We start from the raw sequence: 25,365 nt of genomic DNA, 5'->3' as shown, positions 1-25,365 counted from the left end.
ATTCATGACTTTTTACAGATTCTTGCTTACGTATTCCCTTGCAGCGCGAAAATGTTAAACTGCCTTTCTGTTATTGATATGAAGTGAATTCCAATGGGACTCGCCAAACGTATAATTCCCTGTCTTGATGTTGATGCCGGCCGCGTGGTCAAGGGCGTCAAGTTTGTTGATATCCGTGATGCCGGAGATCCGGTTGAGGTTGCGCGCCGTTATAACGAAGAGGGTGCGGATGAGATTACCTTTCTCGATATTACAGCCAGTTCCGATGAGCGCGAAACAATCGTGCACGTGGTTGAGGAGGTTGCCGGCGAGGTCTTTATACCGCTGACCGTTGGTGGCGGTATTCGCGAGGTGGCCGATGTACGCCGTATGCTCAAGGCAGGTGCCGATAAGGTTGCAATTAACACTGCCGCAGTATTCAACCCGGAGTTTGTCAAAGAGGCAGCCGACAGTTTTGGATCGCAGGCAATTGTTGTCGCGATCGATGCAAAGAGGGTGTCAGGTGAGGGTGAGCCCAGTCGCTGGGAGATTTTTACCCATGGCGGGCGTAAACCGACCGGTATCGATGCAATTGAGTGGTCGCAGAAGATGGCCGATCTTGGTGCCGGTGAAATATTAATCACGAGCATGGACCGTGATGGCACTAAAATCGGATTTGATAATGAGCTGACACGTGCTGTTGCAGAGGCGGTGCCGATTCCCGTGATCGCCTCCGGCGGTGTCGGTGATCTCGACCACCTGGTTGATGGTATTAAACTCGGTGGTGCTGACGCAGTACTGGCGGCATCGATTTTCCATTTTGCAGAGTACTCGATTGGCGAGGCGAAGCAACACATGGCAGATGCCGGTGTCGAGGTGAGGCTATGAGTGATGTTCTGAAACAGCTCGAGGCGGTCCTTGAGGAGCGCAAGAATGCCGATCCCGACAGCTCATATGTCGCTTCCCTGCATTCCAAGGGACTCGAAACAATTCTCAAGAAAGTCGGCGAAGAAGCGACTGAGACAGTTATTGCCGCTGTCGGTGGTGATGACGGGCAGATTGTCTATGAGACAGCAGATCTCTGGTTTCATACCATGGTAATGTTGTCACACAAGGGAATCAGCCACGAAGCTGTACTATCGGAACTGGAGCGTCGCTTCGGACTTTCCGGAATCGAAGAAAAAGCGTCCCGAAAGGGGTAATCAAGCAACTATTTTGTAGAATCTTGCGGTATTATTGACGCAAGTTTAAAAGGCCTGTGGCCATTGAGAGGATGAAATTATGGGTTTTGGTGGAATCAGTATCTGGCAGCTGTTGATTGTATTGGCAATTGTTCTTCTTATTTTCGGAACAAAGCGCCTCAAGAACATGGGATCTGATGTTGGTGGAGCCGTTAAAGGCTTCAAAAAAGCGATGAAAGACGGCGAAGCTGCTGCGAACCCGGAAAAGCTGGAAAAAGCCGATGAAGAGTCAGTCATCGAGGGTGAAGCAACCAAAGAAAAAGAAAAGTCCTGAACAGGGCTGACTGACCATGTTTGATGTCGGTTTCTGGGAGCTGTTGATCATCGGTATTGTTGCCTTGCTCGTTATCGGGCCTGAGCGACTGCCTGGTGTGGCACGCACCGTTGGCGCCTGGACAGGGCGGGCCAAACGCTTTGTTTCGTCGGTCAAGTCTGATATCGACCAGGAGTTACGTGCAGACGAACTCAAGAGAATTCTCAAGGATCAGGAGGAGAGTTCCTCGCTGCATGAGATCATTGAAGATACAAAAAGCGATCTTGACGAGATACGCAAAGAGACAGAATCCGCGGTGAAAACCGGCAGTGATTCGCTCAAGTAATCCCGGGTAAAAATTCAGCCAATGTCCTTGAACGTCGATACAGAACAGCCGTTTTTTTCACATCTCTTTGAACTGCGTGATCGCCTGATTCGCATCGTTGTTGTTATCCTGGTCGCGTTCCTGGCACTTTTCTCGTTTGGTAACCAGATCTATACCATGGTTGCCGAACCGCTCATGCAGCACCTGCCGGAAGGCACCAGTATGATTGCCACCGAGGTTGCATCGCCTTTCCTGACACCGATGAAACTCAGCTTGGTGGCTGCGATTTTTCTCACCATTCCCTTCACGCTCTACCAGTTCTGGGCATTTATCGCGCCCGGTCTCTATAAGCATGAACGTAAGATGGTGATACCGCTGGTTGTCTCCAGCACGCTGCTTTTCTATTTGGGCGTGGCATTCGCCTTTTACGTGGTATTTCCTCTGGTTTTCGCCTTTCTGACCGGCACCGCGCCCGAGGGTGTCGCGGTCATGACCGACATGGGTCGTTATCTAGACTTCATTCTGACGCTCTTTTTTGCTTTTGGCCTGGCATTCGAAGTTCCGATCGCTGTCATTATCCTCATATGGACTGGTGCCACCACGCGCGAGAAGCTTTCTCGCGGTCGTCCCTATGTCATTGTCGGGGCATTTGTTCTTGGCATGCTGCTAACCCCGCCGGATGTCATATCGCAGACCTTGCTGGCATTGCCGATGTGGGTTCTGTTTGAATTCGGCCTGATTGCCTCCTCTTTCTTTGTACGCAAGAAGAGAGATGATGAAGAGGAAGAGTCTGATGACGATAATGAACCTGACAGTGAATCGGATGATGTGTCAGACGATGACTCGAGCAGTGATAAAAGTGAGGCAGATACCAGATATCCGGACGACTATGTAGCGCCGACAGATGAGGAGAAGGAAGCTGAACTCGATCGGCTCGAGTGGGAAGATGAAGATGACTGGGCAGAGGACGAGGATGATGAGTCATGGAATGGCCCGGGAGACGATGCAGAATCCCCTGATGCGACCGGAGCAGAGGATGCCGACGCGATTATCAATGACCTTAATGAGTCACGCCTGAAACGCGTCATGGAACTGCGTCAGCAGGGTGATGTCGCCGAGGCACGCAAGCTGCTCTACGAGGTGCTTGCGAATGGAAATAATGACCAGATCATGGTGGCCAGGAATATCCTCGAGCAACTCGATCAGGAGTGACGGGAAGATTTGTACGCAAGCTTCTTGACTCTACATGGCCTCAAAGACTGCGTGGTTGGCACACTCTTTTCATATCTATAAAACCTGCTATAAATAACCAGACGTATCACAATAAAAGGAACCGTTATGAAACAAGTGATTGCTTTTATCATCCTGTGTATGTTTTCAACTTCGATATATGCCCAGAATTTTGATGCCGATTTCAATCCTGAAATGGTCATTAAGTACCGAGTTGACTTTATGACAGCTGTCAAAGGTCACAACAATGGCATCAAGGCAGTGGTCAATGGTGCTGTGCCTTTCCCTGATCATCTGTCGATGCATGTCGATGCGTTGGAGAAGTTGTTTGAAAGGATACCTGAGCTGTTTCCGGAAGGGAGCGATTTCGGAGAGACCCATGCCAAAGATGCAATTTGGGATAATCCCGAAAAATTCAGCGATACTGTCACCAAGGCGCAACAGGCCCTGAGTGATTTCAAGAAGGTTGTCGCTGCCGGGGATATGGCTCAAACCCGTAGCGCATTCAAAGAGTTTGGTAAGAATAGCTGCGGAAGTTGCCACCGGGCATTCAAGAGAAAACACGATCACTAATTCTTCCAGGATCCTTGCCCATGTGGGGTAGTCGAATCTGGGTGCTGCTGCTTTCCTTGTTTCCCTTGACTCTATCCGCACAGTCGATGGCAGATCAGGGGCAGTACCTGCTGCAGTTGGCCAACTGTTACTCCTGTCATACAGATACTGAAAATGATGGCCCGGCACTTGCCGGTGGCCGTCGCCTGGAAACAGAATTTGGTATCTTCTGGACGCCCAATATAACCCCGGATTCAGAAACCGGAATTGGTCACTGGAGTGATGAGCAATTTATCGCTGCAGTCCGGCATGGGCGTGCACCGGATGGTAGTTACTATTTCCCTGCTTTTCCCTATCCGGCATATCGGAATATGGAACCTGGGGATATTCTCGCCATCAAGGCATACCTCTTTTCCCAGGCCGGAGTCAGGCAAGAAAACAGGCCCCATGAATTGAACTGGTACGTCAAGCGATGGCTGATGCCAGTCTGGACCAAGTTAAATGAGCTGCTATCACCGGATCAGGAAGAGCAGGCTGCATCCCGTGGCGCATACCTGGTTGATACACTTGGTCATTGCAATGAATGTCATACACCAAGGAATCGTATCGGAATACTCGACTGGGGTCAGAGACTGCGAGGTAACAAGGATCTCAGTGCGCCTGATATATCCTGGACCGATTCGGGAATAGGGCAGTGGAGTGATGATGAGTTGGTTGACCTGTTCCGATATGGTGCTTTACCTGATGGAGATTATGTCGCTGACCATATGGCTGAAGTAGTCGAGTATTCCACATCGAAGTGGAGCGAAGATGACCTCAAGGCAGCAATCAGTTACATACGCACAATCCAGTGACACTTTGAATAGGGCTGTCACTCTTTCTTCTTCAATAACCTGAACAGGAATACAGTGAAAAGAATCGTTTTTATTACCATGCTCGTCATGGTCACGGTAGGCTGTGAAGAGCCAGCAAAAGTCACACAAGAACCTGCACCTCAAGCGCAAGAACCGCAGGCTGAAACCCCTGTAACTGAAGCGACAGAGGCTGTCACTCAGAGTGATGAAAAACAGCCTGTCGTGGAGCAGGAGAGTGATGAAGAACAGGTTGTAAAGGAGGAGATGAAACAGGGAGATCCTTCAGCAGATAAACCGAATGCCTCCGGCGTTGAACAAACTGGTGGCACTGAACCGCAGACTGCTCTCACACCAGAAGAGCATATCAGGCTAGCGCTTCAGCACAGGGGTGAAGGTCGTATAGCCGAAGCACTTGCCGTTCTGGATGAGGCAATAACCATTTATCCCGAGAATGCGCAGCTGCATGGAGTGCGTTCCGACATGCGTCGTCACAACCGTGATTATTCAGGCGCTCTTGATGACATGGAAAAGGCAGTTAGCATTGATCCTGAAGATGCGCTCTATCTTGTCGGCCGTTCACAGCTTTACCTGCGCTACAAACGTTTTGCAGAGGCAGAAGCAGACCTCAGCAGGGCGATCGAGCTGAAACCTGACCTGGTTGCAGCGCGTTTCAACCGCGGAACGCTTTATGCGCACAATGGAGATTACGATAAAGCACTTGTTGATCTTGATGCATGTATCGCAGCCGATCCACATTTGCCAGCTCCCTATTTCAACCGGGGCTCGGTTAACTACAACATGGGACGTAAGGAGCAGGCAGTTGCCGATATAGAACGCTTTATCGAACTTGCAGCGGGCAACGAGTCATGGGTAGCGTCGGCAAAGGATCTGCTCAGGGCCTGGAACGATGCAGAGGCTGCCAAGTGATGAGGTAAGCAGTCCGGGTTTCCACAAAACAAGCGGCCTGATGGCCGCTTTTCTTTTGATGCCGGAGAGGTAGATCAGATATCCAGCAACATTCTCGCAGGATCCTCGAGTGCCTCCTTGATCGAGATCAGGAACTGCACTGCTTCACGGCCATCGATAATACGATGGTCGTAAGAGTGTGCAAGATACATCATCGGACGAATCACAACTTCACCGTTTTCGGCAATTGGACGCTGGATGATGTTATGCATTCCAAGGATACCGGATTGTGGTGGATTAAGGATTGGTGTCGACAGCATGGATCCGAATACGCCGCCATTCGAGATGGTGAAAGTACCACCGTTGAGTTCCTCGTAGGTCAGCGAACCATCTGCTGCACGCTGTCCGAACTCCTTGATCTTGTTCTCGATACCCGCGAGTGTCATCTGGTCTGCATCACGCAGCACCGTTACCACCAGGCCACGTGGTGAACCAACAGCAACGCCAATATCGTAATAGCCGTGGTAGATAACATCATTGCCATCAATCGATGCGTTAACCGCCGGGAACTTCTTCAGTGCCTCGATGGTTGCCTTGACAAAGAATGACATAAAACCGAGCTTGATATCGTGAGCCTTGACGAACGCATCCTGGTGCTGCTTGCGGATGTCCATGATCGCCTGCAGGTTAACCTCGTTGAAGGTGGTGAGAATTGCAGCTGTAGACTGTGCCTCGATCAGTCGCTCGGCAATACGAGCACGCAGGCGTGTCATAGGTACGCGTTGTTCTGGACGTGCACCGGCAGGTGTGACAACTGCCGCAGCTTCTGTCTTAGCCGCAGGAGTTGCACCCTCGCTCTCCTGCTTGTCCATATGCGCCATGACATCAGACTTGAGGATGCGGCCATGCTTGCCGGTACCCTTGATGTTGGAAGCATCGACGCCAAGCTCCTTGACCAGTTTACGTACCGATGGTGTCAGTACCGGCTCTTCATCAGCATTGCTGTCACTCTCCTGTGGTGCCTCTTTTGCAGGCGCAGCCGCCTTGGCTGGTGCAGCAGCGGGAGTTGCAGCTGCTGATCCAGCTTCAATGATGGCCAACAGCTCATCGGCTGTTACCGTATCGCCTTCGGCAGCAGAAACTGCACCAAGGACGCCGTCAGCCGGTGCCGGAACTTCAAGAACGACCTTGTCGGTTTCGAGATCGACAAGGTTCTCGTCACGAACAACAGTGTCTCCAGGTTGCTTGTGCCAGGTCAGGACTGTTGCATCTGCAACAGATTCGGGGAGTGCAGGGACTCGGACATCAGTGCTCATACGTGCCTCTTGTTCATTTGGGGGTTGATATAGCCAGCCAGTGCATCATCAACCAGGGTTTCCTGTTGCATCTGGTGAAGATATGGGTAGCCGGTAGCCGGTGCTGCGGAGGCTGGTCGGCCGACATAGTAAAGTGGTGAATTTTTCGGGACGACATTGAACAGGCGATGTTTAACCTGGTCCCATGCACCCTGGTTCTGGGGCTCTTCCTGGCACCAGATATATTCCTTGCAGTTTGTATAGGGAGCTATCGCCTCACTGACTCGCTCATCCGGGAATGGGTAGAGTTGCTCGACTCTGACGAGGGCAACATTCTCCATGTTCTGGCTACGGCGTGACTGAACCAGTTCGTAATAGATTTTTCCACTACACAGGACAACACGTTCCACCGCTTCTGGCTGGATTGGATCTGGCTCTTTGATCACTGTCTGGAAACAGCGCCCTTCGTCGAAGAACTTCAGTTTTGAGACGGCGAGAGGGTGACGCAGCAGACTCTTGGGAGACATGACGACCAGTGGTCTGCGTAGCGGGCGCACCATCTGTCTGCGCAGCAGGTGGAAAATCTGTGCTGGTGTTGTTGGTACGCACACCTGGATATTCTTTTCTGCGCACAGCTGCAGGTAACGCTCGAGGCGCGCGGATGAATGCTCGGCACCCTGACCCTCCTGACCGTGTGGTAGCAGCAGTGTGAGGCCGCTGTGCAGACCCCACTTGGAACCAGCCGAAGTGATGAACTGATCAATAACCACCTGTGCGACATTGGCGAAATCACCAAACTGCGCCTCCCAGATAACCAGCGTCTCGGGAAATGCAGTGGCATAGCCGTACTCGAAACCGAGCACAGCCTCTTCCGAGAGGAGTGAGTCGATTACAGTAAAATGTCCGTGGCCATTCTCGTTGTCATGGTTTTTCAGGGGGATAAAGGCGTTGCCGGTTTTCTGATCGTGTAGTACAGCGTGTCGATGAAAAAAGGTACCGCGTCCTGCGTCCTGTCCACACAAGCGGATATGAAAGCCATCGTCCAGCAGCGATGCATACGCAAGGTTCTCCGCGTAACCCCAGTCACAGGAGATTTCACCATCGGCCATACGTCTGCGATCATCAAGAATTTTCTGGATACGCCTGTGGGGTACAAACTCCTCTGGCAGGCGTAGCTGGTCGAAGGCAAGTTCTGCAAGCTTGTCACCATCGACTCCAGTATCCCAGTCATCGGTGATTTCAGCTTCACGATACTTGTCCCAATCAACCCTGTAGGGACTCTGCTGGTTCTTGATTGCCGGACGTGTGAGGCTTTCACCACGGTCGAGGATATCGCGGCAATCGGAAGCCATCGCGGTGCTCTCGTCTGGAGTGATAATCCCTTCTGCAATCAATTTTTCTGCATAGAGAGTTCGCGTAGTCGGATGACTGCGGATCTTGTCGTACATGACCGGCTGGGTGACTGCAGGCTCATCGGCCTCGTTGTGGCCCAGGCGGCGATAGCAGACAAGATCAATGATGACGTCTTTTTTAAATGTTGTGCGGTAATCTGTGGCAAGACGTGTGGCGAAAATCACTGCCTCGGGATCATCACCGTTAACATGCAGAATTGGTGCCTGGATCATCTTGCCAATGTCGGTACAGTAGTGGGTTGAACGTGAATCCAGCGGATTACTGATTGTGAATCCGATCTGGTTGTTGACCACGATATGGATGGTGCCTCCGGTATAGAATCCACGTGCCTGTGACATCTGCATGGTTTCCATCACGACACCCTGGCCGGCGAATGCTGCATCACCATGGATACAGATGGCCATCACATTATTGCCTTCAGCATCCATGCGGCGATCTTGGCGTGCCTTGACCGATCCCTCGATAACGGGATTGATGATCTCAAGGTGTGATGGATTGAAGCCAAGAGCAATATGTACCTTGCCACCGGGTGTTTCTACATTTGAAGAGAAGCCGCCGTGATACTTGACGTCGCCAGCTGTTACTATGCCCTGGGCTTTTTTCTTGCCTTCAAATTCATCGAACAGGACAGAAGGGCTCTTGCCCATGATGTTGACCAGAACATTGAGTCGACCGCGATGCGCCATTCCGATAACGACTTCCTCGACCTCACTGTTTCCGGCACGCTGGATCACTTCATCGAGAAGAGGGATCAGGGATTCGCCACCCTCAAGTGAGAAACGTTTCTGTCCGACATAGCGGTTGTGCAGGTAGCGTTCGAGACCTTCTGAAGCGGTCAGGGTTTTCAGGAGCCAGAGTTTATCTTCCTTTTCGAGGACAGGTGTGCCCTTGTAGCCTTCGAGGCGTTTCTGCAACCAGCGTTTTTCTGCTGTTTCGGTGATGTGCATGTACTCGGCGCCAATCTTGCCGACATAGGCTCCACGTACATGTTCAATGATATCTTTCAGCTTTAGCTGTTCCGGGGCGTAGAGAGAGCCTGTATTGAACTCGGTCTCCATATCTTCCGGTCCAAGGTCGTGGGTTGCCGGAAGTAATTCAGTCAGTTCCAGTTGCGGCCTGAGCTTGAGTGGATCGAGGTCTGCATTCTGGTGACCGCGGACGCGGTAAGCGTTAATCAATCGCAGTACGGAGGCCTGTTTGTGTGCAGCAGCAGGTGTGATGCCCATATTGCTGCGACTGGCAGGGGATTTGGCCAGGGTTTCAAAGTGCTCACGAATAGGGGAGTGTGGTGTTTCGACTGTCTCGCTGCCGATACTTAGGGCGTCGAATTTTACTCGCCACTCATCCGGGGTTGAATCAGGATCTTCAAGGTACTCCTCGTAGAGCGCTTCGATGAAATTCGCATTCGTTCCGTTGTAGGTCGAACTTTTCCTTAATTCTTCAAATAGTGATGCCATTATGACGTTTATCCAAAGTTAAAATTCGAAAACTGGCGATAATTACCGCCCTGTTTTATTTTTTATGAACGACAGTCTAGCATTAATATTGAAAAAGTGAAGGAAAAAACCAGTATTAGTACATACGTACTAAAACATCCGATAAATAAATAATTAATTAATAAAAACAGTGGGATAGAGGTATGGAGTAACCTTTGTGATACTGATGTTAGGGTGATTGGTGATAGGGAAATATAATTTTCGTGATTAATTTTTGTAAATTATTCTGAAAAATACCGGTTGGCATTTATCGGTTATTAGACTTACGTTGCTAGTTTCTGATCGAAAGTTATTTGGTGAAAGGTAATGTAGTGAGGTTGGTGAAGTGAGTCAGGTGTGCTGACTCATACTCGTTCTGACGAAATAGATATTAAGATTCGATCATATCTTATATATAGCGGGTACTCAGTTGCTGAGCTTCGCAGTCCCTTCCCTGGGATTAGCAGAAGAGAGTAGTATCCTGCCAATGGCGGCTTCCGACCCAAAGCAGACGTTAAGTAGACAAGAAAAAGGCGCACCAAAGTACGCCTTGTGAATACCCTGGTAAGATTGATTTATCTTTAATCCCTGGGAGGACTGTAGCTACTGTCCTCATTCTCGGTATCAGCCCATCCGGCACTACCTGTAACCGTCTTCTGAAGGAAATCGTAGCCGAGCAGGAAGGCCGAATTATCACATGCATAACCAGCACTCAGATCAACACCCCATGGTGTTGGAGTACCGAAGTAATATGTAGCGCCCAGTGCTGCGACACCCGTATCTTCTTCATCACTGGAGAGTACCTTGGCGGTCAGGCCAAAGTTGCCACCGAAGCCGTACGCAACACCAATAAAAGCAGCGGGATCGGCTGTAACAGTTGAAGACGCAATCATGGATGCGCCAAGTAGAGACAGTGCAATTTTCTTCATTGTTGTTTCTTCCTGTGAGTTGAGGCTATAAAGAAATAATAACAATTGATGAAGTGTGGATGCAACCGATGTCCGCTTCTGGCCGAAAGCGGACATATGGCGAATTTGGCAGCCCAACTTGGTTGAACAAGCACTACCGACCCGATGTGTTTTTTCGGATTTAGCTAAGATATCAAAGGTTTGCTGACTCCGAGCCTATTCCAGTGATCATTTTCGTTTTAAGGTTGGTCTATTGTTCTAGTTTGAGAATCAATATTCGGTCTAATTTGAGGATCATTGGTGTCATCCAGTTCGTCAACTCGTATTAACCGTTTGTCTGACCTAAACTTAAATCGTTTGGAGAGGGATGGGACCTTTGAGCTTGCTGGTGGATGCCATGGATTTCCAGAGTCTGATGTAGTAACACCAATCCGATAATTGGCTTCAGCTTCCTCGCGTTCGAGTACTTGTGTAAAAGATTCAAAATTATTTGCTAATGTGGCTTGATCCGCCGCACACTGTTCATCTATTAGTGCTAACAGTTCATCACCCGTTATACTTGATGATCCTTCAAGTTGATTTTTACTTTTATGTGAAGGCATCTTTAAACGTAATGCAGAAGTACGTGCTAGTTCACGACATGACAATAACTTCTCACAATTTTTCGCGGCTTTATCTGCTTTGGCTAACCAAATCTTTGCGTCGACTTCAGCTGAGCCAATGACTCGTTCTACTTCTTCGGGGGATTGGTAAGTTTTTCTCTTCAACCTCTCAACACGTGCTGAAGCCTTTTTGTATTTCTTCCAGGCATGATCTCTATCTTTCTCGCATTTTCTGATTAGATCATCCAGCCCCATTTGATTTTGGCCGGGTAGCTTTTCTCCCTGATAATTCGACTGTGTTTGGTTTTTCGCCAGCTGTGTTTGACAGCCACTAATTGAAACCGAAACAGCCAGTAGTATTGTAGATAGTAGCCTTATCATGAGAGAACTACCTCTATTCATGCAAATTATCAGTTCTGTTTATACTATAGTCCTTTTATTGAGCGTCTGCTTTTGGCCGGAAGCAGACCTTCGGCAAGATTTCTCGCCTCAGCTAGTCTGAACGACCGCTACCGACCCAAAGCGGACATTGGAGAGGCAAGCGAAAAACTATCACGGTGCTATATTTATTACATTAATAGATCTTTGCAGATGCATGGAGGGCAAAAATGGAAACCAACGCATTGCCTAGATATGACGCAAGTGATAACCCTACTAACTGTTGTCCAAGATTTAAACCAGAAGGTTGGGATGAGCAGGAACTTCATTTCGATGACAAGTTGTTCGTGAAAGCTAAAAATTGGGGTGTTTTTCACATTCCCATCAATCTCGGATCTGTATATATCAATACCTTTGGTGCAATCGAAGAAGCTGGTGCCGTGGATACGGAGCAGATAATCGTGCTTTCACACGATCCTTCCGCTTGGCGAGGTGAACATTTCTTTTCAGTCACGAAAGAGGTTCCTGGGCAAGAAATGACAAGGATGACAGGGGACTTTCTCACCAAGGTGTTTGAAGGACCTTATAAAAATGCGCCCAAATGGGAAAAAGAAATGGAGAAGTTCGTGGAAAACAGGGGAAAGCAGGTCAAACAAACCTATTTCTTCTATACGACCTGTCCCAAATGCGCTAAGTATTACGGTAAAAATTACGTTGTCGCAGTATCTGAAATCCATTGAGGCCAGAAAAGCTTGCGAATGTGGGACAAAACTGATTTTCTCGGATGTTGAGAAGCGTCAACATTGTCTTGTGTGCTAATGTCCGCTAACGACCTAAAGCTGACATTCTCCAGCTGCCTACATTCGATGAATCACTTCGATATTATTTTACCTGCCAGAATATCCTTTTTGTGGTGATGCCAAATGATAAGTATCATCACTCCTAAAATGATGAATAAGGGAAATGGTATCAGGGCAAGAAAACTGAATGTGATAAGCACACTGTTAACATCGTATCGCAGCATATCGATTATCGCGCGTACCATAAATACCAAATAGACAATTATTAATCCGATCAGCACTAGAAGAATCGGGATAATTATATGCAAATTCTCTGAAACAGAACCGAGCATGTTTTGCATTTCCATCACCTTAGACTCCTATATGTCACACAATTTGCATTAACGAAATTCGTATCAATACACTTCTATTATTAAGTATAGATATAGGTGGCCTATTGTTCCTCGCAATATTGACAAAAATATCAAAAAAATAATGGTGGCTGATTTTGGAAATTGCTGAATGTTCGCTTTTGACCGATAGTGGACATTTACGTGAGTAAAGTTGCTTAATTAGATTGAAGACTACTAACAACCCTTTGCGAACCCATGAAAAAAGTGATCTGACAATAATGTTTTATCGCTTTAAGGACACAGGGCAGATCAGAGAAGTCCGATTCCAAGGCCAATGGCGATCATCATCATCAAGCCCGCGACACTATTTTGAATTGTCCGATAGGTCACTTTACGCAACAACCGCGCTCCCAGAAAAGAACCGGTGAATGCCGCAGCTATCCCAGCTGCTACTACCGGTATGTTCTCTTCTAAACCTGCGCCAATGTAGTGGGCGGCATAGACCGTCAGGCGTGAAAGATCGACTATACAGGCAAGCAGCACGCCTGTGGCGACGAAGGCTTCCTTCGGCAGGCCGAGTCTCACGAGAAACGCTGCTCGAAATGCCCCTTGGTGTCCAGACAGACCGCCGAAGAAGCCACTTATCAATCCACCCAGTGGCAGGAAACGTCGTTCGAAATTAATCTTGAAAAATGTGTGGGAGAGTTCTGCATATGCGAAGAAAGCCATCAATACCGCTATTGTGAGTTTCACCGGGGTTATGACAAACACATGATCGGCGATGCGATAGACATGCAGTGGATCAGCCTCTGACAGCATACCGAGGAGGGTGGCGCCGCCAATTGCGGCGATGATTGCCGGAATCCCAAATCGCAATACCACGCCAAAGTCTGCATGACGCCCAAGTAGAGCTAGCTTGAACAGATTATTGGCCAAGTGAACCATCGCAGTCATTGCTACTGCAAGCTGCATGGGAAAGAAAATAGCGAATACTGGGAGTAGCAATGTGCCGACACCGAAGCCCGAGAACAGTGTGAGGCTAGCGGCAAAAAAGGCAGCGAGTGCAATTACTAACAAGGTCATGAGGTGACTCCCAGGAGATAGTCCGGTGGAGGATTAATACGAAATTATCAAATAAATGGCGCCATCGCCTCTCATAGATTTCACCTCCTCGCGAGTCTTGCCTTATTAATATTAATTACTTAATGAGACTCTGCCTAATATTAATAGATGAAATACCAGCACCACATATGGGAGTTAATATCAATATCGCGTAGCTACATTCATGACCATTAAAATAGTTTGATCCTGGATTTTCGGAGATATTTGAAGGAGAGACTGAATGTCCGCTTTTGGACGAAAGCAGACGTTCGTCTTAAGAATTAAGGAGCCTATCGAGTGTATATAGAAGTGTGTATAGGATTGGATTTAAAATAAAAAAGCACTGTATAAACAGTGCTTTAATAATATTAAATGGCGGAGAGAGAGGGATTCGAACCCTCGATACGGGTTAGCGTATACACACTTTCCAGGCGTGCTCCTTCAGCCACTCGGACATCTCTCCAGAGCCGCGAGATTCTATAGAAAGTTGCTGCACTATGCAATGAAGACCTCTGGCGCAAAAGCACGTATAATCCCCTGACTGTTTATGGTGGTCCGCATGGGTCCCCTCGCAACGATAGGTTGTGAACCCGGTCAGGCCCGGAAGGGAGCAGCCGCAGCAGCTGACTCGTGTGCCGGGGTGTGGCTTGTGCGGGCCGCCTCCATAAACACTGGTTTTTGATCAATATCGAGGTGTTCTACAGCCCATGTCATACGAGGTACTTGCCCGAAAATGGCGACCACACGGCTTTGCCGAGCTGGTTGGGCAGGAACATGTTGTGCAGGCTCTTTCCAACGCACTCGATCAGGATCGTCTTCATCATGCCTATCTCTTTACCGGTACCCGCGGGGTTGGCAAGACCACCCTGGCACGCATTTTTGCAAAATCACTCAATTGTGAAGAGGGCGTAAGTTCCACTCCATGTGGTGTTTGTAGTACCTGCCGTGAAGTTGATGAAGGGCGTTTTGTTGATCTGCTCGAGGTCGATGCCGCATCGCGTACGAAGGTCGAACAGACCCGCGAACTCCTCGAAAATGTTCCCTATGCACCAGCCAAGGGTCGCTACAAGGTGTACCTGATTGACGAGGTACACATGTTCTCAGACAGCAGTTTTAACGCGCTGCTGAAAACGCTTGAAGAGCCGCCACCCCATGTCAAGTTTCTGCTCGCGACAACCGATCCGCAAAAACTGCCGATGACGGTTCTGTCGCGTTGCCTGCAGTTTGGCCTCAAGCGCCTGACACTGGAACAGATTGCCGGTCAGTTGCGCCATATTCTGGATGTTGAGAAAGTCGGGCATGACGATACCGCTGTGACTCTGCTTGCTTACGGCGCTGACGGCAGTATGCGTGATGGCCTCAGCCTGCTTGACCAGGCGATCAATTTCGGTGGTGGTGAGGTTGTCGAGGAGAAGGTCGCCAGCATGCTGGGCACGGTATCACGTGACTACGTGTTTGGCCTGGTTGAGGCGTTGGTTGCACGTGACGGTAAACTGCTAATGCAGAAAATTGATGCGCTGGCAGACCGTTCACCCGATTTTCGCAGTGTACTTGATGAGTTGTTGCGCATGCTGCATCGTGTTGCCGTGTTGCAGACTGTGCCTGACCTGAATGTTGAGAACGAGGTCGACCATGAACGTTATGCATGGATGGTTGAGACGGTTCCGGCCGACGAGGTGCAGCTCTATTATCAAATCGGTATAACCGGTAAACGTGATATGCCGATGGCGCCCGACTTGCGCAGTGGTTTCGAAATGGTGATGTTGCGCATGCTGGCATTTCAGCCTGGTGCTGTGAGTCAGCCAGCTGAAGCACCACGTCAGGCTCAAAAAAAAAGCCCTGAACCGGTAGCTGCGCCAGCAGCCAGGCAGGCTGAGGCTGCAACAGAAGCCGAGGCAGAAACAAAAAAGAAAGTGCAGCAGCAAGCAGTCCCCGCAGCGCCTGTTTCACAGGATGCTGAGTTACCCCAGTCAGTCGACTGGAACCAACTACAGAAGGAACTCAAGCTGGGTGGTATTTCAGGCCAGTTGGCGATGAATTGCGCTTTTGATTCGGTTGATGGCAATCTGTTCAGGCTGGTGTTGCCTGAAGAGCACCAGGCACTGCAATCGGATATGGCGGTCAAAAGAATGGAAGAGGAGCTGCGCAAGCATTTTGGCTGTGCGGCACTGAAACTTGAAATCGCGCTGGGTAAACCACAGGTTGATACTCCTGCACAGCGAAAACTGCGCCTGGAGAATCAGCGCCTGGCTGAAGCGAAAGCAGATATGGTTAACGACCCGTTCGTCAAGGAGTTGCAACAGCAGCTTGGCGCACGTGTAATCGATGAGACAATCAAGCCTGTATGACAGGCTTATGGAAATGAACAAGAGGTTGTGATGAAAGGCGGAATTGGCAATATCATGAAGCAGGCGCAGAAGATGCAGGAAGAGCTGCAGAAAGCGCAGGAGAAACTGGCAGAGGAAGAGGTGACCGGTGAGGCTGGCGGTGGGCTTGTGAAGGTCACGATGAATGGTAAGCACGAGGTTCGCAAGGTCGATATCGATGATTCTCTGCTTGGTGATGACAAGGAGATGCTTGAAGACCTGATTGCATCAGCTTGTAATGATGCGGCACGTCGCGTTGCCGAGAAGTCGGAGCAGAGCATGTCCGGATTGACCTCTGGCCTGAACCTGCCGCCTGGAATGAAACTCCCTTTCTAAATGGCGACATCACTTCTCCAGGAATTGATTGAAAGCCTTCGCTGCCTGCCGGGTGTAGGGCCCAAGTCGGCCCAGCGCATGGCATTTCACCTGCTAGAGCATGACCGGGATGGCGGACGGCGATTGGCCAGTCTACTCAGTGAGGCGATGGAGAAGATCAGTGAATGCAGCAGGTGCAGGACGTTGACCGAACAGGATGTCTGTTCAGTATGTGTCAGTGATCGCCGTGATGTGTCGCTCTTATGTATTGTTGAATCACCAGCTGAACTGGCGGCGATAGAGGAGAGCACCAACTACAACGGGCTCTATTTTGTCCTGCATGGCAGGCTCTCACCACTGGATGGTCTTGGCCCAAAAGAGATCGGACTTGACCGTCTTGAGAGTCGTCTCGATGAGGAAGTGGTCAAAGAAATTATTCTCGCAACTAATCCAACGGTTGAAGGCGAGGCGACTGCGCATTATATTAGTGAGCTAGCTTCGTCACATGGTATATTGACGAGCAGAATTGCGCATGGAGTGCCACTGGGTGGAGACCTGGGTTATGTCGATGGCGGAACGCTGGCTCACGCGTTTGCCGGACGACAGAAGATAGAATGACAAATAGTCTGATGACTGCTTAACTGGTACCTTGATGTCTGGCGATTGTATTTTTTGCAAAATCATCAACAGGGAAATTCCTGCTGATATAATTTTTGAAAATGATGATGTACTGGCGTTCCGCGATCTCAATCCGGTAGCGTCTACCCATGCCCTGATTATCCCGAAGAAGCATATCGGGACGATAAATGATATTAATCCCGAAGATGCTGAGCTTGTAGGCAAACTCTATCTTGCGGCTGCAGAAATAGCCGCTGTTGAAGGCATTGCGGAGCAGGGCTACCGCGTTGTCATGAATTGTAATAAAGCTGCCGGGCAGACGGTTTTTCATATCCACCTGCATCTTCTCGGCGGTAGTGAAATGGGCTGGCCTCCATGGCCGGCTGCCTGATACCGATTGGAACACTAACCTATGTCGCCTTTACCAGTGGATTTAAAAATTCTGGACTATCGCTTGCCTACGGTACGCATATTCAGTCCTGACGAAGATGCTGTCATTGACCGTCTTGCGATGATGATCGAGCAGCGCCCGGCCTTGTTCAAGGGCATGGATGTTGCCATGAATTATGCTGAAGATCTCCCGAATGAGTTTGATCAGCAGGTGATCGAGGAATTTCTTGTCGCCCACGGTGTCAATGTTTTTGCACGCACTACAGGCGAAGGAAACGTGTTGGCTTTTACTGCATCTGCAAAAAGCCAGAAAAGCGTCCCTGACGAGGTCATCAGCAAAAGCCTGAGATCTGGCCAGCGTATCTATTCCAAGGGCAGCGTAGTGATCCTGGGGTCGGTCAGCTCAGGTGCCGAGGTACTTGCCGAGGGATCGATTCATGTCTACGGTGAATTGCATGGGCGTGCGCTGGCTGGTGTCCAGGGTGATCGCAATGCTGCGATATTCACTCAATCTATGGACGCTGAACTGGTATCGGTCGCAGGTGTCTATCGTACCGGCGACCAGCTCGATGAAGGGAGCAAGGGCAACGCGTGTAGCGTCATGCTCGATGGTGACTCCCTCTCTTTTCAATCGATTACTCAGTAAAGGAGAGCTTTGTGGGTCGTATTATCGTTGTAACGTCTGGTAAGGGTGGCGTCGGCAAATCTACTACCTCCGCATCATTTGCGCTTGGCCTTGCACTGCGTGGCTACAAGACGCTGCTGATTGATTTTGATATCGGCCTGCGTAATCTCGACCTGCTTCTGGGACACGAAAAACGCATTGTCTATGACATTGTCAACGTCATGCGCGAAGAAGTTGCATTGCAGGATGCCGTGGTCAAGGACCTGCGCTGTTCACGCCTGGCCCTGTTACCGGGCTCCCAGTTCGAAGACAAGGAGGTGCTGGAACGCAGAGGCATCGCCAAGCTTCTCAGCGAGGCGCGCAAAAAGTACCAGTACGTCGTCTGCGATTCTCCTGCCGGCATCGAGAAAGGCGCTGACATGGCGATGTATTTTGCCGATGATGCACTGCTGGTAGCGACACCTGAACGACCCTCGGTGCGCGATGCCGACCGCATGATCGGTCTTCTGACCAACCGTACATACCGTGCCGAGAAGGGGCTTGAGGATATTGCTCCCTACCTGGTGATTAACCGTTATCGTCACAGCCTTGCCAAGCGTGGCATCGCACTGACGCCGAAGCAGATTCTCGATAATCTCTCGATCCCGCTGATCGGTATTATTCCTGATAGTGAAAGTGTCACGCGTGCAGCAAATATTGGTGAGCCTGTTGTTTATGATCACAAGAGTGCGGCTGGCAACGCCTATGCGGATACAGTTGCACGCTATCTTGGTGATTCAGTGGCCTATACGCTGCTGCATGAAGGAAAAAGAAGTATCAGAAGTCGTCTGTTCGGTAACAAACGAGTTCACTTAAACGACGAGTAGCCGCTTGAGTATCACCTCGTAGATGCTGCTTAGCTGATCAAGGTCTTTTACTGACACGCACTCGTTGATCTGGTGGATGGTTGCATTCAAAGGGCCCAGTTCCAGCACCTGTGCACCTGTCGGTGCAATAAAGCGTCCATCTGATGTACCGCCAGAGGTCGATAGCTGCGTTTCGTAACCTGCGACACTGCTGATTGCGTGCTGCGCGGCTTCCACCAGTTCTCCCTCTGCTGTCAGAAATGGCAGGCCCGAGAGGTTCCATTCAAGTTCATAGCGCAAGCCATAACGGTCGAACAGTTCAGTTGTTCTGTTTCTGATCTTCTCTTCGCTGTTCTCGGTAGAAAAACGCCAGTTGATCAGCATCTCTACTGTTGCAGGGATGACGTTGGTTGCGCCAGTACCACCATTGATATTGGAAATCTGGAAGCTGGTTGGCGGAAAGTGATCGTTGCCCTTGTCCCATTCGATGGTGCTGAGTTCAGCGATGGCCGGAGCGGCGAGGTGAATCGGGTTCTCGGCGAGATGCGGGTAGGCGACGTGTCCCTGCTTGCCGTGTACCGTCAGTTTTGCATTCAAAGAACCGCGGCGACCATTCTTGATCACGTCACCCACTTTGTCAGTTGAGGATGGTTCTCCGACAAGGCACCAGTCGATCTTCTCATTGCGTGCCTCGAGAGTTTCCACAACCCTGACGGTTCCATCGGTAGCGGGCCCTTCCTCATCGCTGGTGATCAGGTAGCCGATGGAGCCACGGTGATCCGGGTGTGCTGCGACGAAAGCCTCGGTTGCCGTGATCATTGCCGCAAGGCTGCCTTTCATATCAGCAGCACCACGGCCGTAGAGCATGCCGTCGTGAATCTCTGATTCAAATGGATCACAACGCCACTTTTCAACATCCCCGGTTGGCACCACGTCTGTGTGTCCGGCAAATGCGAACAGCGGGCCATCGCTGCCGCGTCTTGCCCAGAAATTGTCGACATCACCGAAACGCAGGCGTTCGATGGTGAAACCGATACGCTCAAGGCGTTCTATCATCACTTCCTGGCAGCCGGCATCTTCAGGGGTGACCGAGTTGCGGTTAATCAGGTTGATGGCGAGGTCGAGTGTTTCAGACATATGCGTCTTATCCAAATAGTTCGCTGTAACGTTCTTCGCTGAATCCGACGTGAATTGTTCCGTCAAGATCAAGCACAGGTCGCTTGATGATTGTTGGCGTCTCCAGCATTACCCGGCGTGCACTATCACGATCAATGTTGTCTTTCACTTCTTGCTCTAACTTACGCCACATCATGCCGCGACGGTTGAGCAGGATTTCCCAGTCGACAGACTCAAGCCAGCTGTCGAGCAGTTGTTCTTCCAGTCCGGCTTTCTTGAAGTCGTGAAAGCTGTAATCGATATCTTTGTCAGTCAGCCATTTGCGCGCCTTTTTCATGGTGTCGCAGTTGGGTATGCCGTAGAGAGTTGTAGTCATTTGTGTTTTATCAGCAAGTTGTAGGAGCCCCGCCCCCGGGGCGATCCAGCTGGTATTTTTAATCGCCCCGAGACGGGGCTCCTACATGATTGTTTTAAATTCCACGCAGCAGTTCGTTGATACCAACCTTTCCACGTGTCTTCTCGTCAACTGTCTTGACGATAACCGCACAGTAGAGGCTGTAGCTGCCATCCTTTGAGGGCAGGTTACCTGAAACAACAACAGAACCGGCCGGGATGCGTCCGTAGCTGACTTCGCCTGTTTCGCGGTTGAAAATCTTGGTGCTCTGGCCGATGTAGACGCCCATTGAGATGACCGAGCCCTCTTCGACGATTACGCCCTCAACGACTTCAGAACGTGCGCCGATGAAGCAGTTGTCTTCGATGATGGTTGGTGCTGCCTGCAGTGGCTCAAGTACACCGCCAATGCCAACGCCGCCTGAGAGGTGAACGTTTTTGCCGATCTGTGCGCATGAACCGACTGTTGCCCAGGTATCAACCATTGTGCCGCTATCGACATAAGCGCCGATGTTGACGTAGGAGGGCATCAGGACGCAGTCAGGTGCGATGAAAGAACCACGGCGTGCAGTTGCTGGTGGCACCACGCGTACGCCGCCTTCGCGGAACTCACGTGAGTTCATATCTGCATACTTTGACGGGACCTTGTCGTAATAGTTGGTGAAACCACCTTTCATGAAGCTGTTGTCCTCGATACGGAAAGAAAGCAGTACAGCCTTCTTGATCCACTCGTTGACGACCCAGTCACCATCGACTTTCTCGGCGACACGGATTTCACCGCTATCAAGCATGCCAATCGCTGACATGACAGCTTCCTTGAGCTGTGCATCCACGGTGCGGGGGGTGATTTCTGCGCGACGCTCGAATGCTTCGACAATAATGGGTTCAAGTTCATTCATTCCTAATTACTCCGGGAGAAATTGTTAAATAATTTAAAGTTAGAGGGATTCTACACAGGTTTTGATGCGTTGTGCCGCCTCAATGCAGTCTTCAAGGGGTGCGACCAGCGCCATACGGACGCGATTGCTGCCTGGATTGCCGTCCACTGTATCGCGTGACAGGAACTGCCCCGGCAATACGGTGATATTTTGTTCGGCAAAGAGTTTGCGTGCGAATTCTGTGTCTTCGACAGGTGTTTTCGCCCACAGGTAGAAGCCTGCATCAGGTCGTTCGACTTCCAGTACGCCATCGAGAATATCGAGAACGGCATCAAATTTTTCGCAGTAGAGGGCACGATTTTGCCTGACGTGCTCTTCATCCTGCCACGCCTTGATGCTGGCAGCCTGGTGATGCATTGGCATGGCGCAGCCGTGATAGGTACGGTAACGGAAAAACTGTTCGATGATGTCGCTGTCACCGGCGACAAACCCGGAACGCAGGCCGGGGGCATTGGAGCGCTTCGAGAGGCTGTGAAATACAACACAATGTTTGTAATCATCATTGCCCATCTCGGCTGCAGCCTCCAGCAATCCTGCCGGTGGTGCTGATTCGTCGAAATAGATCTCCGAGTAACACTCGTCAGAAGCGATGATGAAATCATGCTGTTGCGCGAGCTTGATCAGTTTCTGCAGGATTGGCTTGCCAATGACAGCACCAGTCGGGTTTCCGGGTGAGCACAGGAACAGGATGCTGCACTGGTCCCACGTCTCTGCACTGACCTGGTCAAAGTCGGGTGTCAGGCTATTGCCGTCACAATTCAGATAGACGGGCTCGGCACCTGCCAGTAGTGCCGCACCTTCATAAATCTGGTAGAAGGGATTCGGCATCAGCACGAGAGACAACTCGGATGCATCGATCATCACCTGTGTGAAGGCGAAGAGTGCTTCACGGGTACCGTTGACCGGCAGCACGTGCTTGTCGGCACTAAGACTCCCTTGTGGAAGAGAGAAGCGCGTCGTCAACCATGCGCTAATCGCCTCGCGCAGTTCCGGCATGCCACGCGTTGCAGGGTAGACTGCAAGCTGGTGCATGTGTTCGATAACAGCTTCTGTCACCAGGTGAGGTGTTGCATGCTTGGGCTCACCGATCGAAAGAGCGATGTGCGACAATGCAGCAGGCGGCTCAGCACCCGCCTTCAGAGCAGCAAGCTTTTCGAACGGGTAGGGGTGCAAGTGATCGAGACCGGGATTCATACGGTTTTCTCAGGTTATTGGCGAAGCGAAAGAGAGTATTTTATCGTGATCGAATCATCGACTCCACACCGGAATTCTCCAGGCACATTCTGGCCGGTTGTCAACTTGCTGTTGTCGACGACCTTCTGGGGCATTCTCTGGTGGCCGCTGCGCCTGTTCGAAAGCGCTGGATTGAATGCTTTGTGGCTGACCCTGGTTTGCTATACGGCTGCCCTGCTGGTGTCACTGCCCTGGTTGCGGCAGTTGTCCAGAATCAGAACGCACTGGTTTCTCTACCTGTGCCTGGCACTTGCGGCCGGGTGGGGGAATTTAGCTTTTATCATCGCCATGCTGGAAGGCACCGTAATGCGGGTTCTGTTGCTGTTTTACATGGCGCCGGTCTGGACTTTGCTGTTTGCGCACTGGATTTTGCATGAGCATATCAGTCTGCGTATCGCTGGAGTGATGCTGCTGGCAATGTGCGGCGTATTGCTGATGCTGTGGAATCCTCAGCTAGAACAGCCCTGGCCACAGGGAATAGCAGACTGGCTGGCGCTATCGGCCGGTATGGCATTTGCCCTCAATAACCTGATGATACGCAAACTGCGCTATGAACCGATTCTGCTCAAAACCCAGGTCACCTGGGCTGGATGTATCCTCGTGGCTGGCTTTGCCGTCCTGATACGTACCGAGGCATTACCGCAGGTTGATGTTGAGGTTATCGGCTGGGCTATTTTACTCGGTATATTCGGATTTGCGATGTCGAATCTGACCCTGCAGTACGGCGTCACCCACATGCGTGCCCAGAGGTCTGCTGTTATCCTGCTGTTTGAACTGGTGGTCGGTGGTGTCTCGGCGGCCTTGATTGCAGGCGAGATTTTGTCATTTCGTGAAGTGATTGGCGGAGCGATTATCGTCATTGCAGGTTACCTGGTTACCCTCTCAATGGCTGACGATGAGGAGAAAAATGAACAAACCTGAAATAAGTTGCATGCATCATGTCAGCCTGCTGGTTGCTGACACTGGCAAGGCGCTTGAGTTTTACTCCGATCTGCTCGGTCTGCAGGAGGCAGAACGCCCGCAGCTGTCGTTTCCCGGTGCCTGGCTGCAACTTGGTGATCAACAGATCCACCTTCTCGAACTGGAAAACCCTGATCCTGTTGACGACCGGCCGGAGCACGGCGGGCGAGACCGTCACCTTGCGGTGACTGTGAAAGATCTCGAAGCTGTTACTGCAGTGATGGAAGAAGCCGGAATCAACTACACACTCAGCCGCTCCGGGCGCGCGGCACTCTTCTGTCGTGATCCGGATGGCAATGCACTGGAGATGATCGAGGCCTGACGGCTCAATATTCGTAATCCCGGTCCACATGCATTTGTCGTCACACCGGGCTTGACCCGGGGTCCATCAGGAGCAGCACACGTACCCATGAATACCGGCTCAAGGCCGGTATGACGAAGTATCGGTTATGTATACTGACGCAATGTTGCCCCAGATTTTCGATGCCCACCTGCACATCATCGATCCGCGTTTTCCACTGATCGAAAACCGCGGTTTTGTTCCCGAACCATTCAGCGTTGCTGATTACCGCCAACGTGTCAGTGACCTGCCTGTTGTTGGCGGCACCGTGGTCAGTGGTTCCTTCCAGGGCTTTGACCAGGAGTATCTTGTCGCGGCCTTGCAGGAGTTGGGTGAGGGCTTCGTCGGCGTCACCCAGTTGCCCGCATCTGTCACAGATGAGGAGATTCTGCATCTTGATGCCGCCGGTGTCAGGGGAGTACGCTTCAATCTCTTTCGCGGTGGTTCAGAACAGCTCGATCATCTTGAAAATATGGCCCATCGTGTGCATGAACTTGCCGGCTGGCATGTTGAGCTCTATGTCGATTCTGCCGTCCTTCCGCAGTTGAAGTCACGTTTGCTACGCTTTCCTGCCTACTCAATTGATCACCTCGGAATGAGTCTGGATGGCTTTGATACTCTGCTTGAACTCGTCGAGGCTGGCGCCATGGTGAAGGCGTGTGGCTTCGGGCGTGTTGAATTTGATATTGTTGAGGTCATGAGACAGTTGCTGGCTGTGAATCCACTTGCACTGATGTTTGCGACAGATCTGCCCTCAACAAGAGCTAAATTACCATTTAATAACAATGATATAAAAACAATTATTGATAATATAGATGATTCCTGTCACGAGGCGATATTTCAGCTCAATGCGCAACGCTTTTACCGGCTGAAAAATCAGGCAATCACCATCGGATAGTCGTGTCACTTTCCGGTATAATCCCCCGATGCCAGAACTCAATATCATTCAACAGATTTCCGCGCTTATTTTGCCGCTCATTTTCGCCGTTACCTTGCACGAGGCGGCGCATGGCTGGGTGGCCGATAAACTTGGAGACGACACCGCACGTAAGATGGGGCGTATTACCCTTAATCCGCTGCCACATATCGACTGGATCGGCACCGTATTGCTACCAGTTGGTATGCTGTTGCTGACAGGCTTCGTCTTCGGTTATGCCAAGCCGGTACCTGTGAATGTGCTCAGGCTGGGCAATATGCGGCGCGACATGGCACTGGTTGCTCTCGCAGGACCAGGCTCAAACCTGGTGATGATGATCATGTGGGGCTTGGTGGCAAAATTTGCGACCACCACCGGCATTCCGTCTATTACCCAGGCGCTTGTCTACATGGCATTTTACGGAGTCTTGATTAATGCCGTATTGGCGCTCCTCAACCTGTTGCCGATTCTGCCGCTCGACGGAGGTCGTGTGCTAGCGTCAATATTACCGCCAAACCTGGCAGAGCCATTTTCCCGGCTTGAGCCATTCGGTATGATTATCCTCATTGTTCTGCTTGTTAGCGGATTCCTTGGCCATTTCTTGTGGCCGGCGATCGGTACACTGCAAAACCTGACATTTTCACTTTACGGAATTAACTAAAACCT

The 25,365-nt window shown here is 50.5% G+C and carries 28 protein-coding genes, 1 tRNA gene and 1 other RNA gene; 20 read left to right on the top strand and 10 right to left on the bottom strand.

Annotated features, from left to right (window positions below; translation table 11 throughout):
- The first annotated feature begins 93 nt into the window (after nucleotides 1-93).
- The 8 genes from hisF to BOW06_RS03255 all read left to right on the top strand — a co-directional run bounded on the left by hisF (nucleotide 94) and on the right by BOW06_RS03255 (nucleotide 5,361).
- Nucleotides 94-867, top strand: coding sequence for an imidazole glycerol phosphate synthase subunit HisF (gene hisF / locus BOW06_RS03290; RefSeq protein WP_078454261.1), 774 nt, complete (start codon nucleotides 94-96; stop codon nucleotides 865-867).
- Complete coding sequence (locus BOW06_RS03285; RefSeq protein ID WP_043115350.1) at nucleotides 864-1,181, top strand: phosphoribosyl-ATP diphosphatase; 318 nt, start codon at nucleotides 864-866, stop codon at nucleotides 1,179-1,181. The genes hisF and BOW06_RS03285 overlap by 4 nt, the downstream gene beginning before the upstream one ends.
- A 79-nt stretch (nucleotides 1,182-1,260) precedes the next feature.
- Nucleotides 1,261-1,494: a Sec-independent protein translocase subunit TatA gene (gene tatA, locus BOW06_RS03280; protein WP_043115351.1), complete on the top strand. Its 234-nt coding sequence runs from the start codon at nucleotides 1,261-1,263 to the stop codon at nucleotides 1,492-1,494.
- A 16-nt stretch (nucleotides 1,495-1,510) separates the two neighbouring features.
- Nucleotides 1,511-1,819, top strand: coding sequence for a Sec-independent protein translocase protein TatB (gene tatB / locus BOW06_RS03275; RefSeq protein WP_043115353.1), 309 nt, complete (start codon nucleotides 1,511-1,513; stop codon nucleotides 1,817-1,819).
- Between the two features lie 21 nt (nucleotides 1,820-1,840).
- Nucleotides 1,841-3,010, top strand: a complete 1,170-nt coding sequence (tatC, locus tag BOW06_RS03270; RefSeq protein WP_043115354.1) for a twin-arginine translocase subunit TatC — start codon at nucleotides 1,841-1,843, stop codon at nucleotides 3,008-3,010.
- Between the two features lie 126 nt (nucleotides 3,011-3,136).
- Complete coding sequence (locus BOW06_RS03265) at nucleotides 3,137-3,601, top strand: c-type cytochrome (RefSeq protein ID WP_078452752.1); 465 nt, start codon at nucleotides 3,137-3,139, stop codon at nucleotides 3,599-3,601.
- Nucleotides 3,602-3,621: 20 nt separating this feature from the next.
- Entirely contained in the window at nucleotides 3,622-4,434 is an 813-nt protein-coding gene (locus BOW06_RS03260; protein ID WP_078452751.1) for a c-type cytochrome, read from the top strand.
- Between the two features lie 54 nt (nucleotides 4,435-4,488).
- Nucleotides 4,489-5,361: a tetratricopeptide repeat protein gene (locus BOW06_RS03255; RefSeq protein WP_143555768.1), complete on the top strand. Its 873-nt coding sequence runs from the start codon at nucleotides 4,489-4,491 to the stop codon at nucleotides 5,359-5,361.
- Between the two features lie 74 nt (nucleotides 5,362-5,435).
- Here BOW06_RS03255 and odhB read toward each other — a convergent pair whose 3' ends face one another.
- The 4 genes from odhB to BOW06_RS03235 form a co-directional block, all read right to left on the bottom strand.
- Nucleotides 5,436-6,656 carry a 2-oxoglutarate dehydrogenase complex dihydrolipoyllysine-residue succinyltransferase gene (gene odhB, locus BOW06_RS03250; protein ID WP_078454262.1) on the bottom strand — a complete coding sequence of 407 codons (1,221 nt, stop codon included), beginning with the start codon at nucleotides 6,654-6,656 and terminating at the stop codon, nucleotides 5,436-5,438.
- Nucleotides 6,653-9,505 (bottom strand): 2-oxoglutarate dehydrogenase E1 component, encoded by a 2,853-nt coding sequence (locus tag BOW06_RS03245; protein WP_078454263.1) that lies wholly within the window; start codon nucleotides 9,503-9,505, stop codon nucleotides 6,653-6,655. Before BOW06_RS03245 ends, odhB begins: the two co-directional genes overlap by 4 nt.
- A gap of 599 nt (nucleotides 9,506-10,104) precedes the next feature.
- The gene (locus BOW06_RS03240; protein ID WP_078454264.1) at nucleotides 10,105-10,452 is read right to left on the bottom strand and encodes a hypothetical protein; all 348 of its coding nucleotides are present in this window, start codon (nucleotides 10,450-10,452) and stop codon (nucleotides 10,105-10,107) included.
- Between the two features lie 218 nt (nucleotides 10,453-10,670).
- The gene (locus BOW06_RS03235; RefSeq protein WP_043115363.1) at nucleotides 10,671-11,414 is read right to left on the bottom strand and encodes a hypothetical protein; all 744 of its coding nucleotides are present in this window, start codon (nucleotides 11,412-11,414) and stop codon (nucleotides 10,671-10,673) included.
- Nucleotides 11,415-11,641: 227 nt separating this feature from the next.
- Here BOW06_RS03235 and BOW06_RS03230 point away from each other — a divergent pair, with 227 nt between their 5' ends.
- Nucleotides 11,642-12,151, top strand: a complete 510-nt coding sequence (locus BOW06_RS03230) for a hydrolase (protein WP_043115364.1) — start codon at nucleotides 11,642-11,644, stop codon at nucleotides 12,149-12,151.
- Nucleotides 12,152-12,852: 701 nt separating this feature from the next.
- On the opposite strand, the gene BOW06_RS03220 is transcribed toward BOW06_RS03230, so the two are convergent.
- Complete coding sequence (locus BOW06_RS03220; RefSeq protein ID WP_043115367.1) at nucleotides 12,853-13,626, bottom strand: sulfite exporter TauE/SafE family protein; 774 nt, start codon at nucleotides 13,624-13,626, stop codon at nucleotides 12,853-12,855.
- A gap of 391 nt (nucleotides 13,627-14,017) precedes the next feature.
- Nucleotides 14,018-14,107: transfer RNA gene (locus BOW06_RS03215), tRNA-Ser, on the bottom strand.
- 95 nt (nucleotides 14,108-14,202) lie between these two features.
- Here BOW06_RS03215 and ffs point away from each other — a divergent pair.
- The 7 genes from ffs to minD all read left to right on the top strand — a co-directional run bounded on the left by ffs (nucleotide 14,203) and on the right by minD (nucleotide 18,824).
- An RNA gene (gene ffs / locus BOW06_RS03210) (signal recognition particle sRNA small type) lies at nucleotides 14,203-14,299 on the top strand.
- A 52-nt stretch (nucleotides 14,300-14,351) separates the two neighbouring features.
- Nucleotides 14,352-15,992: a DNA polymerase III subunit gamma/tau gene (gene dnaX / locus BOW06_RS03205; protein ID WP_078452747.1), complete on the top strand. Its 1,641-nt coding sequence runs from the start codon at nucleotides 14,352-14,354 to the stop codon at nucleotides 15,990-15,992.
- 30 nt (nucleotides 15,993-16,022) lie between these two features.
- Nucleotides 16,023-16,346 carry a YbaB/EbfC family nucleoid-associated protein gene (locus BOW06_RS03200; RefSeq protein ID WP_043115370.1) on the top strand — a complete coding sequence of 108 codons (324 nt, stop codon included), beginning with the start codon at nucleotides 16,023-16,025 and terminating at the stop codon, nucleotides 16,344-16,346.
- Complete coding sequence (gene recR / locus BOW06_RS03195; protein ID WP_043115372.1) at nucleotides 16,347-16,943, top strand: recombination mediator RecR; 597 nt, start codon at nucleotides 16,347-16,349, stop codon at nucleotides 16,941-16,943.
- Nucleotides 16,944-16,977: 34 nt separating this feature from the next.
- A complete protein-coding gene (locus BOW06_RS03190) occupies nucleotides 16,978-17,334 on the top strand; it encodes a histidine triad nucleotide-binding protein (RefSeq protein WP_043115374.1) in 357 nt (118 codons plus the stop codon).
- Between the two features lie 21 nt (nucleotides 17,335-17,355).
- Nucleotides 17,356-17,979, top strand: a complete 624-nt coding sequence (minC, locus tag BOW06_RS03185; RefSeq protein ID WP_078454265.1) for a septum site-determining protein MinC — start codon at nucleotides 17,356-17,358, stop codon at nucleotides 17,977-17,979.
- Between the two features lie 11 nt (nucleotides 17,980-17,990).
- On the top strand, nucleotides 17,991-18,824 hold the full coding sequence (gene minD, locus BOW06_RS03180) for a septum site-determining protein MinD (RefSeq protein ID WP_043115375.1): 834 nt from the start codon (nucleotides 17,991-17,993) through the stop codon (nucleotides 18,822-18,824).
- Here minD and dapE read toward each other — a convergent pair.
- From dapE to dapC, 4 genes are all read right to left on the bottom strand, one after another.
- Nucleotides 18,810-19,940, bottom strand: a complete 1,131-nt coding sequence (gene dapE, locus BOW06_RS03175; protein ID WP_043115377.1) for a succinyl-diaminopimelate desuccinylase — start codon at nucleotides 19,938-19,940, stop codon at nucleotides 18,810-18,812. The genes minD and dapE overlap by 15 nt on opposite strands.
- A gap of 7 nt (nucleotides 19,941-19,947) precedes the next feature.
- Entirely contained in the window at nucleotides 19,948-20,295 is a 348-nt protein-coding gene (locus BOW06_RS03170) for an ArsC family reductase (protein ID WP_043115379.1), read from the bottom strand.
- A gap of 94 nt (nucleotides 20,296-20,389) precedes the next feature.
- A complete protein-coding gene (gene dapD, locus BOW06_RS03165; RefSeq protein WP_043115381.1) occupies nucleotides 20,390-21,211 on the bottom strand; it encodes a 2,3,4,5-tetrahydropyridine-2,6-dicarboxylate N-succinyltransferase in 822 nt (273 codons plus the stop codon).
- Nucleotides 21,212-21,250: 39 nt separating this feature from the next.
- A complete protein-coding gene (dapC, locus tag BOW06_RS03160; RefSeq protein WP_043115384.1) occupies nucleotides 21,251-22,444 on the bottom strand; it encodes a succinyldiaminopimelate transaminase in 1,194 nt (397 codons plus the stop codon).
- 45 nt (nucleotides 22,445-22,489) lie between these two features.
- Here dapC and BOW06_RS03155 point away from each other — a divergent pair, with 45 nt between their 5' ends.
- The 4 genes from BOW06_RS03155 to BOW06_RS03140 all read left to right on the top strand — a co-directional run bounded on the left by BOW06_RS03155 (nucleotide 22,490) and on the right by BOW06_RS03140 (nucleotide 25,360).
- Nucleotides 22,490-23,404 (top strand): DMT family transporter, encoded by a 915-nt coding sequence (locus BOW06_RS03155; RefSeq protein WP_078452745.1) that lies wholly within the window; start codon nucleotides 22,490-22,492, stop codon nucleotides 23,402-23,404.
- Nucleotides 23,391-23,765, top strand: coding sequence for a VOC family protein (locus BOW06_RS03150; protein ID WP_043115385.1), 375 nt, complete (start codon nucleotides 23,391-23,393; stop codon nucleotides 23,763-23,765). Before BOW06_RS03155 ends, BOW06_RS03150 begins: the two co-directional genes overlap by 14 nt.
- Nucleotides 23,766-23,910: 145 nt before the next feature.
- Nucleotides 23,911-24,681 (top strand): amidohydrolase family protein, encoded by a 771-nt coding sequence (locus BOW06_RS03145; RefSeq protein WP_043116543.1) that lies wholly within the window; start codon nucleotides 23,911-23,913, stop codon nucleotides 24,679-24,681.
- A gap of 28 nt (nucleotides 24,682-24,709) precedes the next feature.
- Nucleotides 24,710-25,360, top strand: a complete 651-nt coding sequence (locus BOW06_RS03140) for a site-2 protease family protein (protein WP_043115386.1) — start codon at nucleotides 24,710-24,712, stop codon at nucleotides 25,358-25,360.
- Nucleotides 25,361-25,365: the final 5 nt, after the last annotated feature.

Origin of the sequence: Solemya velum gill symbiont (genome assembly GCF_002020255.1) — a bacterium.
Taxonomy (GTDB): Bacteria; Pseudomonadota; Gammaproteobacteria; order Chromatiales; family Chromatiaceae.
The sequence above is the reverse complement of the archived record's forward strand: the minus strand, read 5'-3'. Positions and strand labels throughout refer to the sequence as shown.

Excerpts from the sequence above, each read along its gene's own strand:
- hisF (WP_078454261.1), top strand. The coding sequence starts at position 94 with ATGGGACTCGCCAAACGTATAATTCCCTGTCTTGATGTTGATGCCGGC.
- BOW06_RS03285 (WP_043115350.1), top strand. The coding sequence starts at position 864 with ATGAGTGATGTTCTGAAACAGCTCGAGGCGGTCCTTGAGGAGCGCAAG.
- tatA (WP_043115351.1), top strand. The coding sequence starts at position 1,261 with ATGGGTTTTGGTGGAATCAGTATCTGGCAGCTGTTGATTGTATTGGCA.
- tatB (WP_043115353.1), top strand. The coding sequence starts at position 1,511 with ATGTTTGATGTCGGTTTCTGGGAGCTGTTGATCATCGGTATTGTTGCC.
- tatC (WP_043115354.1), top strand. The coding sequence starts at position 1,841 with ATGTCCTTGAACGTCGATACAGAACAGCCGTTTTTTTCACATCTCTTT.
- BOW06_RS03265 (WP_078452752.1), top strand. The coding sequence starts at position 3,137 with ATGAAACAAGTGATTGCTTTTATCATCCTGTGTATGTTTTCAACTTCG.
- BOW06_RS03260 (WP_078452751.1), top strand. The coding sequence starts at position 3,622 with ATGTGGGGTAGTCGAATCTGGGTGCTGCTGCTTTCCTTGTTTCCCTTG.
- odhB (WP_078454262.1), bottom strand. The coding sequence starts at position 6,656 with ATGAGCACTGATGTCCGAGTCCCTGCACTCCCCGAATCTGTTGCAGAT.
- BOW06_RS03245 (WP_078454263.1), bottom strand. The coding sequence starts at position 9,505 with ATGGCATCACTATTTGAAGAATTAAGGAAAAGTTCGACCTACAACGGA.
- BOW06_RS03240 (WP_078454264.1), bottom strand. The coding sequence starts at position 10,452 with ATGAAGAAAATTGCACTGTCTCTACTTGGCGCATCCATGATTGCGTCT.
- BOW06_RS03235 (WP_043115363.1), bottom strand. The coding sequence starts at position 11,414 with ATGATAAGGCTACTATCTACAATACTACTGGCTGTTTCGGTTTCAATT.
- BOW06_RS03230 (WP_043115364.1), top strand. The coding sequence starts at position 11,642 with ATGGAAACCAACGCATTGCCTAGATATGACGCAAGTGATAACCCTACT.
- BOW06_RS03220 (WP_043115367.1), bottom strand. The coding sequence starts at position 13,626 with ATGACCTTGTTAGTAATTGCACTCGCTGCCTTTTTTGCCGCTAGCCTC.
- dnaX (WP_078452747.1), top strand. The coding sequence starts at position 14,352 with ATGTCATACGAGGTACTTGCCCGAAAATGGCGACCACACGGCTTTGCC.
- BOW06_RS03200 (WP_043115370.1), top strand. The coding sequence starts at position 16,023 with ATGAAAGGCGGAATTGGCAATATCATGAAGCAGGCGCAGAAGATGCAG.
- recR (WP_043115372.1), top strand. The coding sequence starts at position 16,347 with ATGGCGACATCACTTCTCCAGGAATTGATTGAAAGCCTTCGCTGCCTG.
- BOW06_RS03190 (WP_043115374.1), top strand. The coding sequence starts at position 16,978 with ATGTCTGGCGATTGTATTTTTTGCAAAATCATCAACAGGGAAATTCCT.
- minC (WP_078454265.1), top strand. The coding sequence starts at position 17,356 with ATGTCGCCTTTACCAGTGGATTTAAAAATTCTGGACTATCGCTTGCCT.
- dapE (WP_043115377.1), bottom strand. The coding sequence starts at position 19,940 with ATGTCTGAAACACTCGACCTCGCCATCAACCTGATTAACCGCAACTCG.
- BOW06_RS03170 (WP_043115379.1), bottom strand. The coding sequence starts at position 20,295 with ATGACTACAACTCTCTACGGCATACCCAACTGCGACACCATGAAAAAG.
- dapD (WP_043115381.1), bottom strand. The coding sequence starts at position 21,211 with ATGAATGAACTTGAACCCATTATTGTCGAAGCATTCGAGCGTCGCGCA.
- dapC (WP_043115384.1), bottom strand. The coding sequence starts at position 22,444 with ATGAATCCCGGTCTCGATCACTTGCACCCCTACCCGTTCGAAAAGCTT.
- BOW06_RS03150 (WP_043115385.1), top strand. The coding sequence starts at position 23,391 with ATGAACAAACCTGAAATAAGTTGCATGCATCATGTCAGCCTGCTGGTT.
- BOW06_RS03140 (WP_043115386.1), top strand. The coding sequence starts at position 24,710 with ATGCCAGAACTCAATATCATTCAACAGATTTCCGCGCTTATTTTGCCG.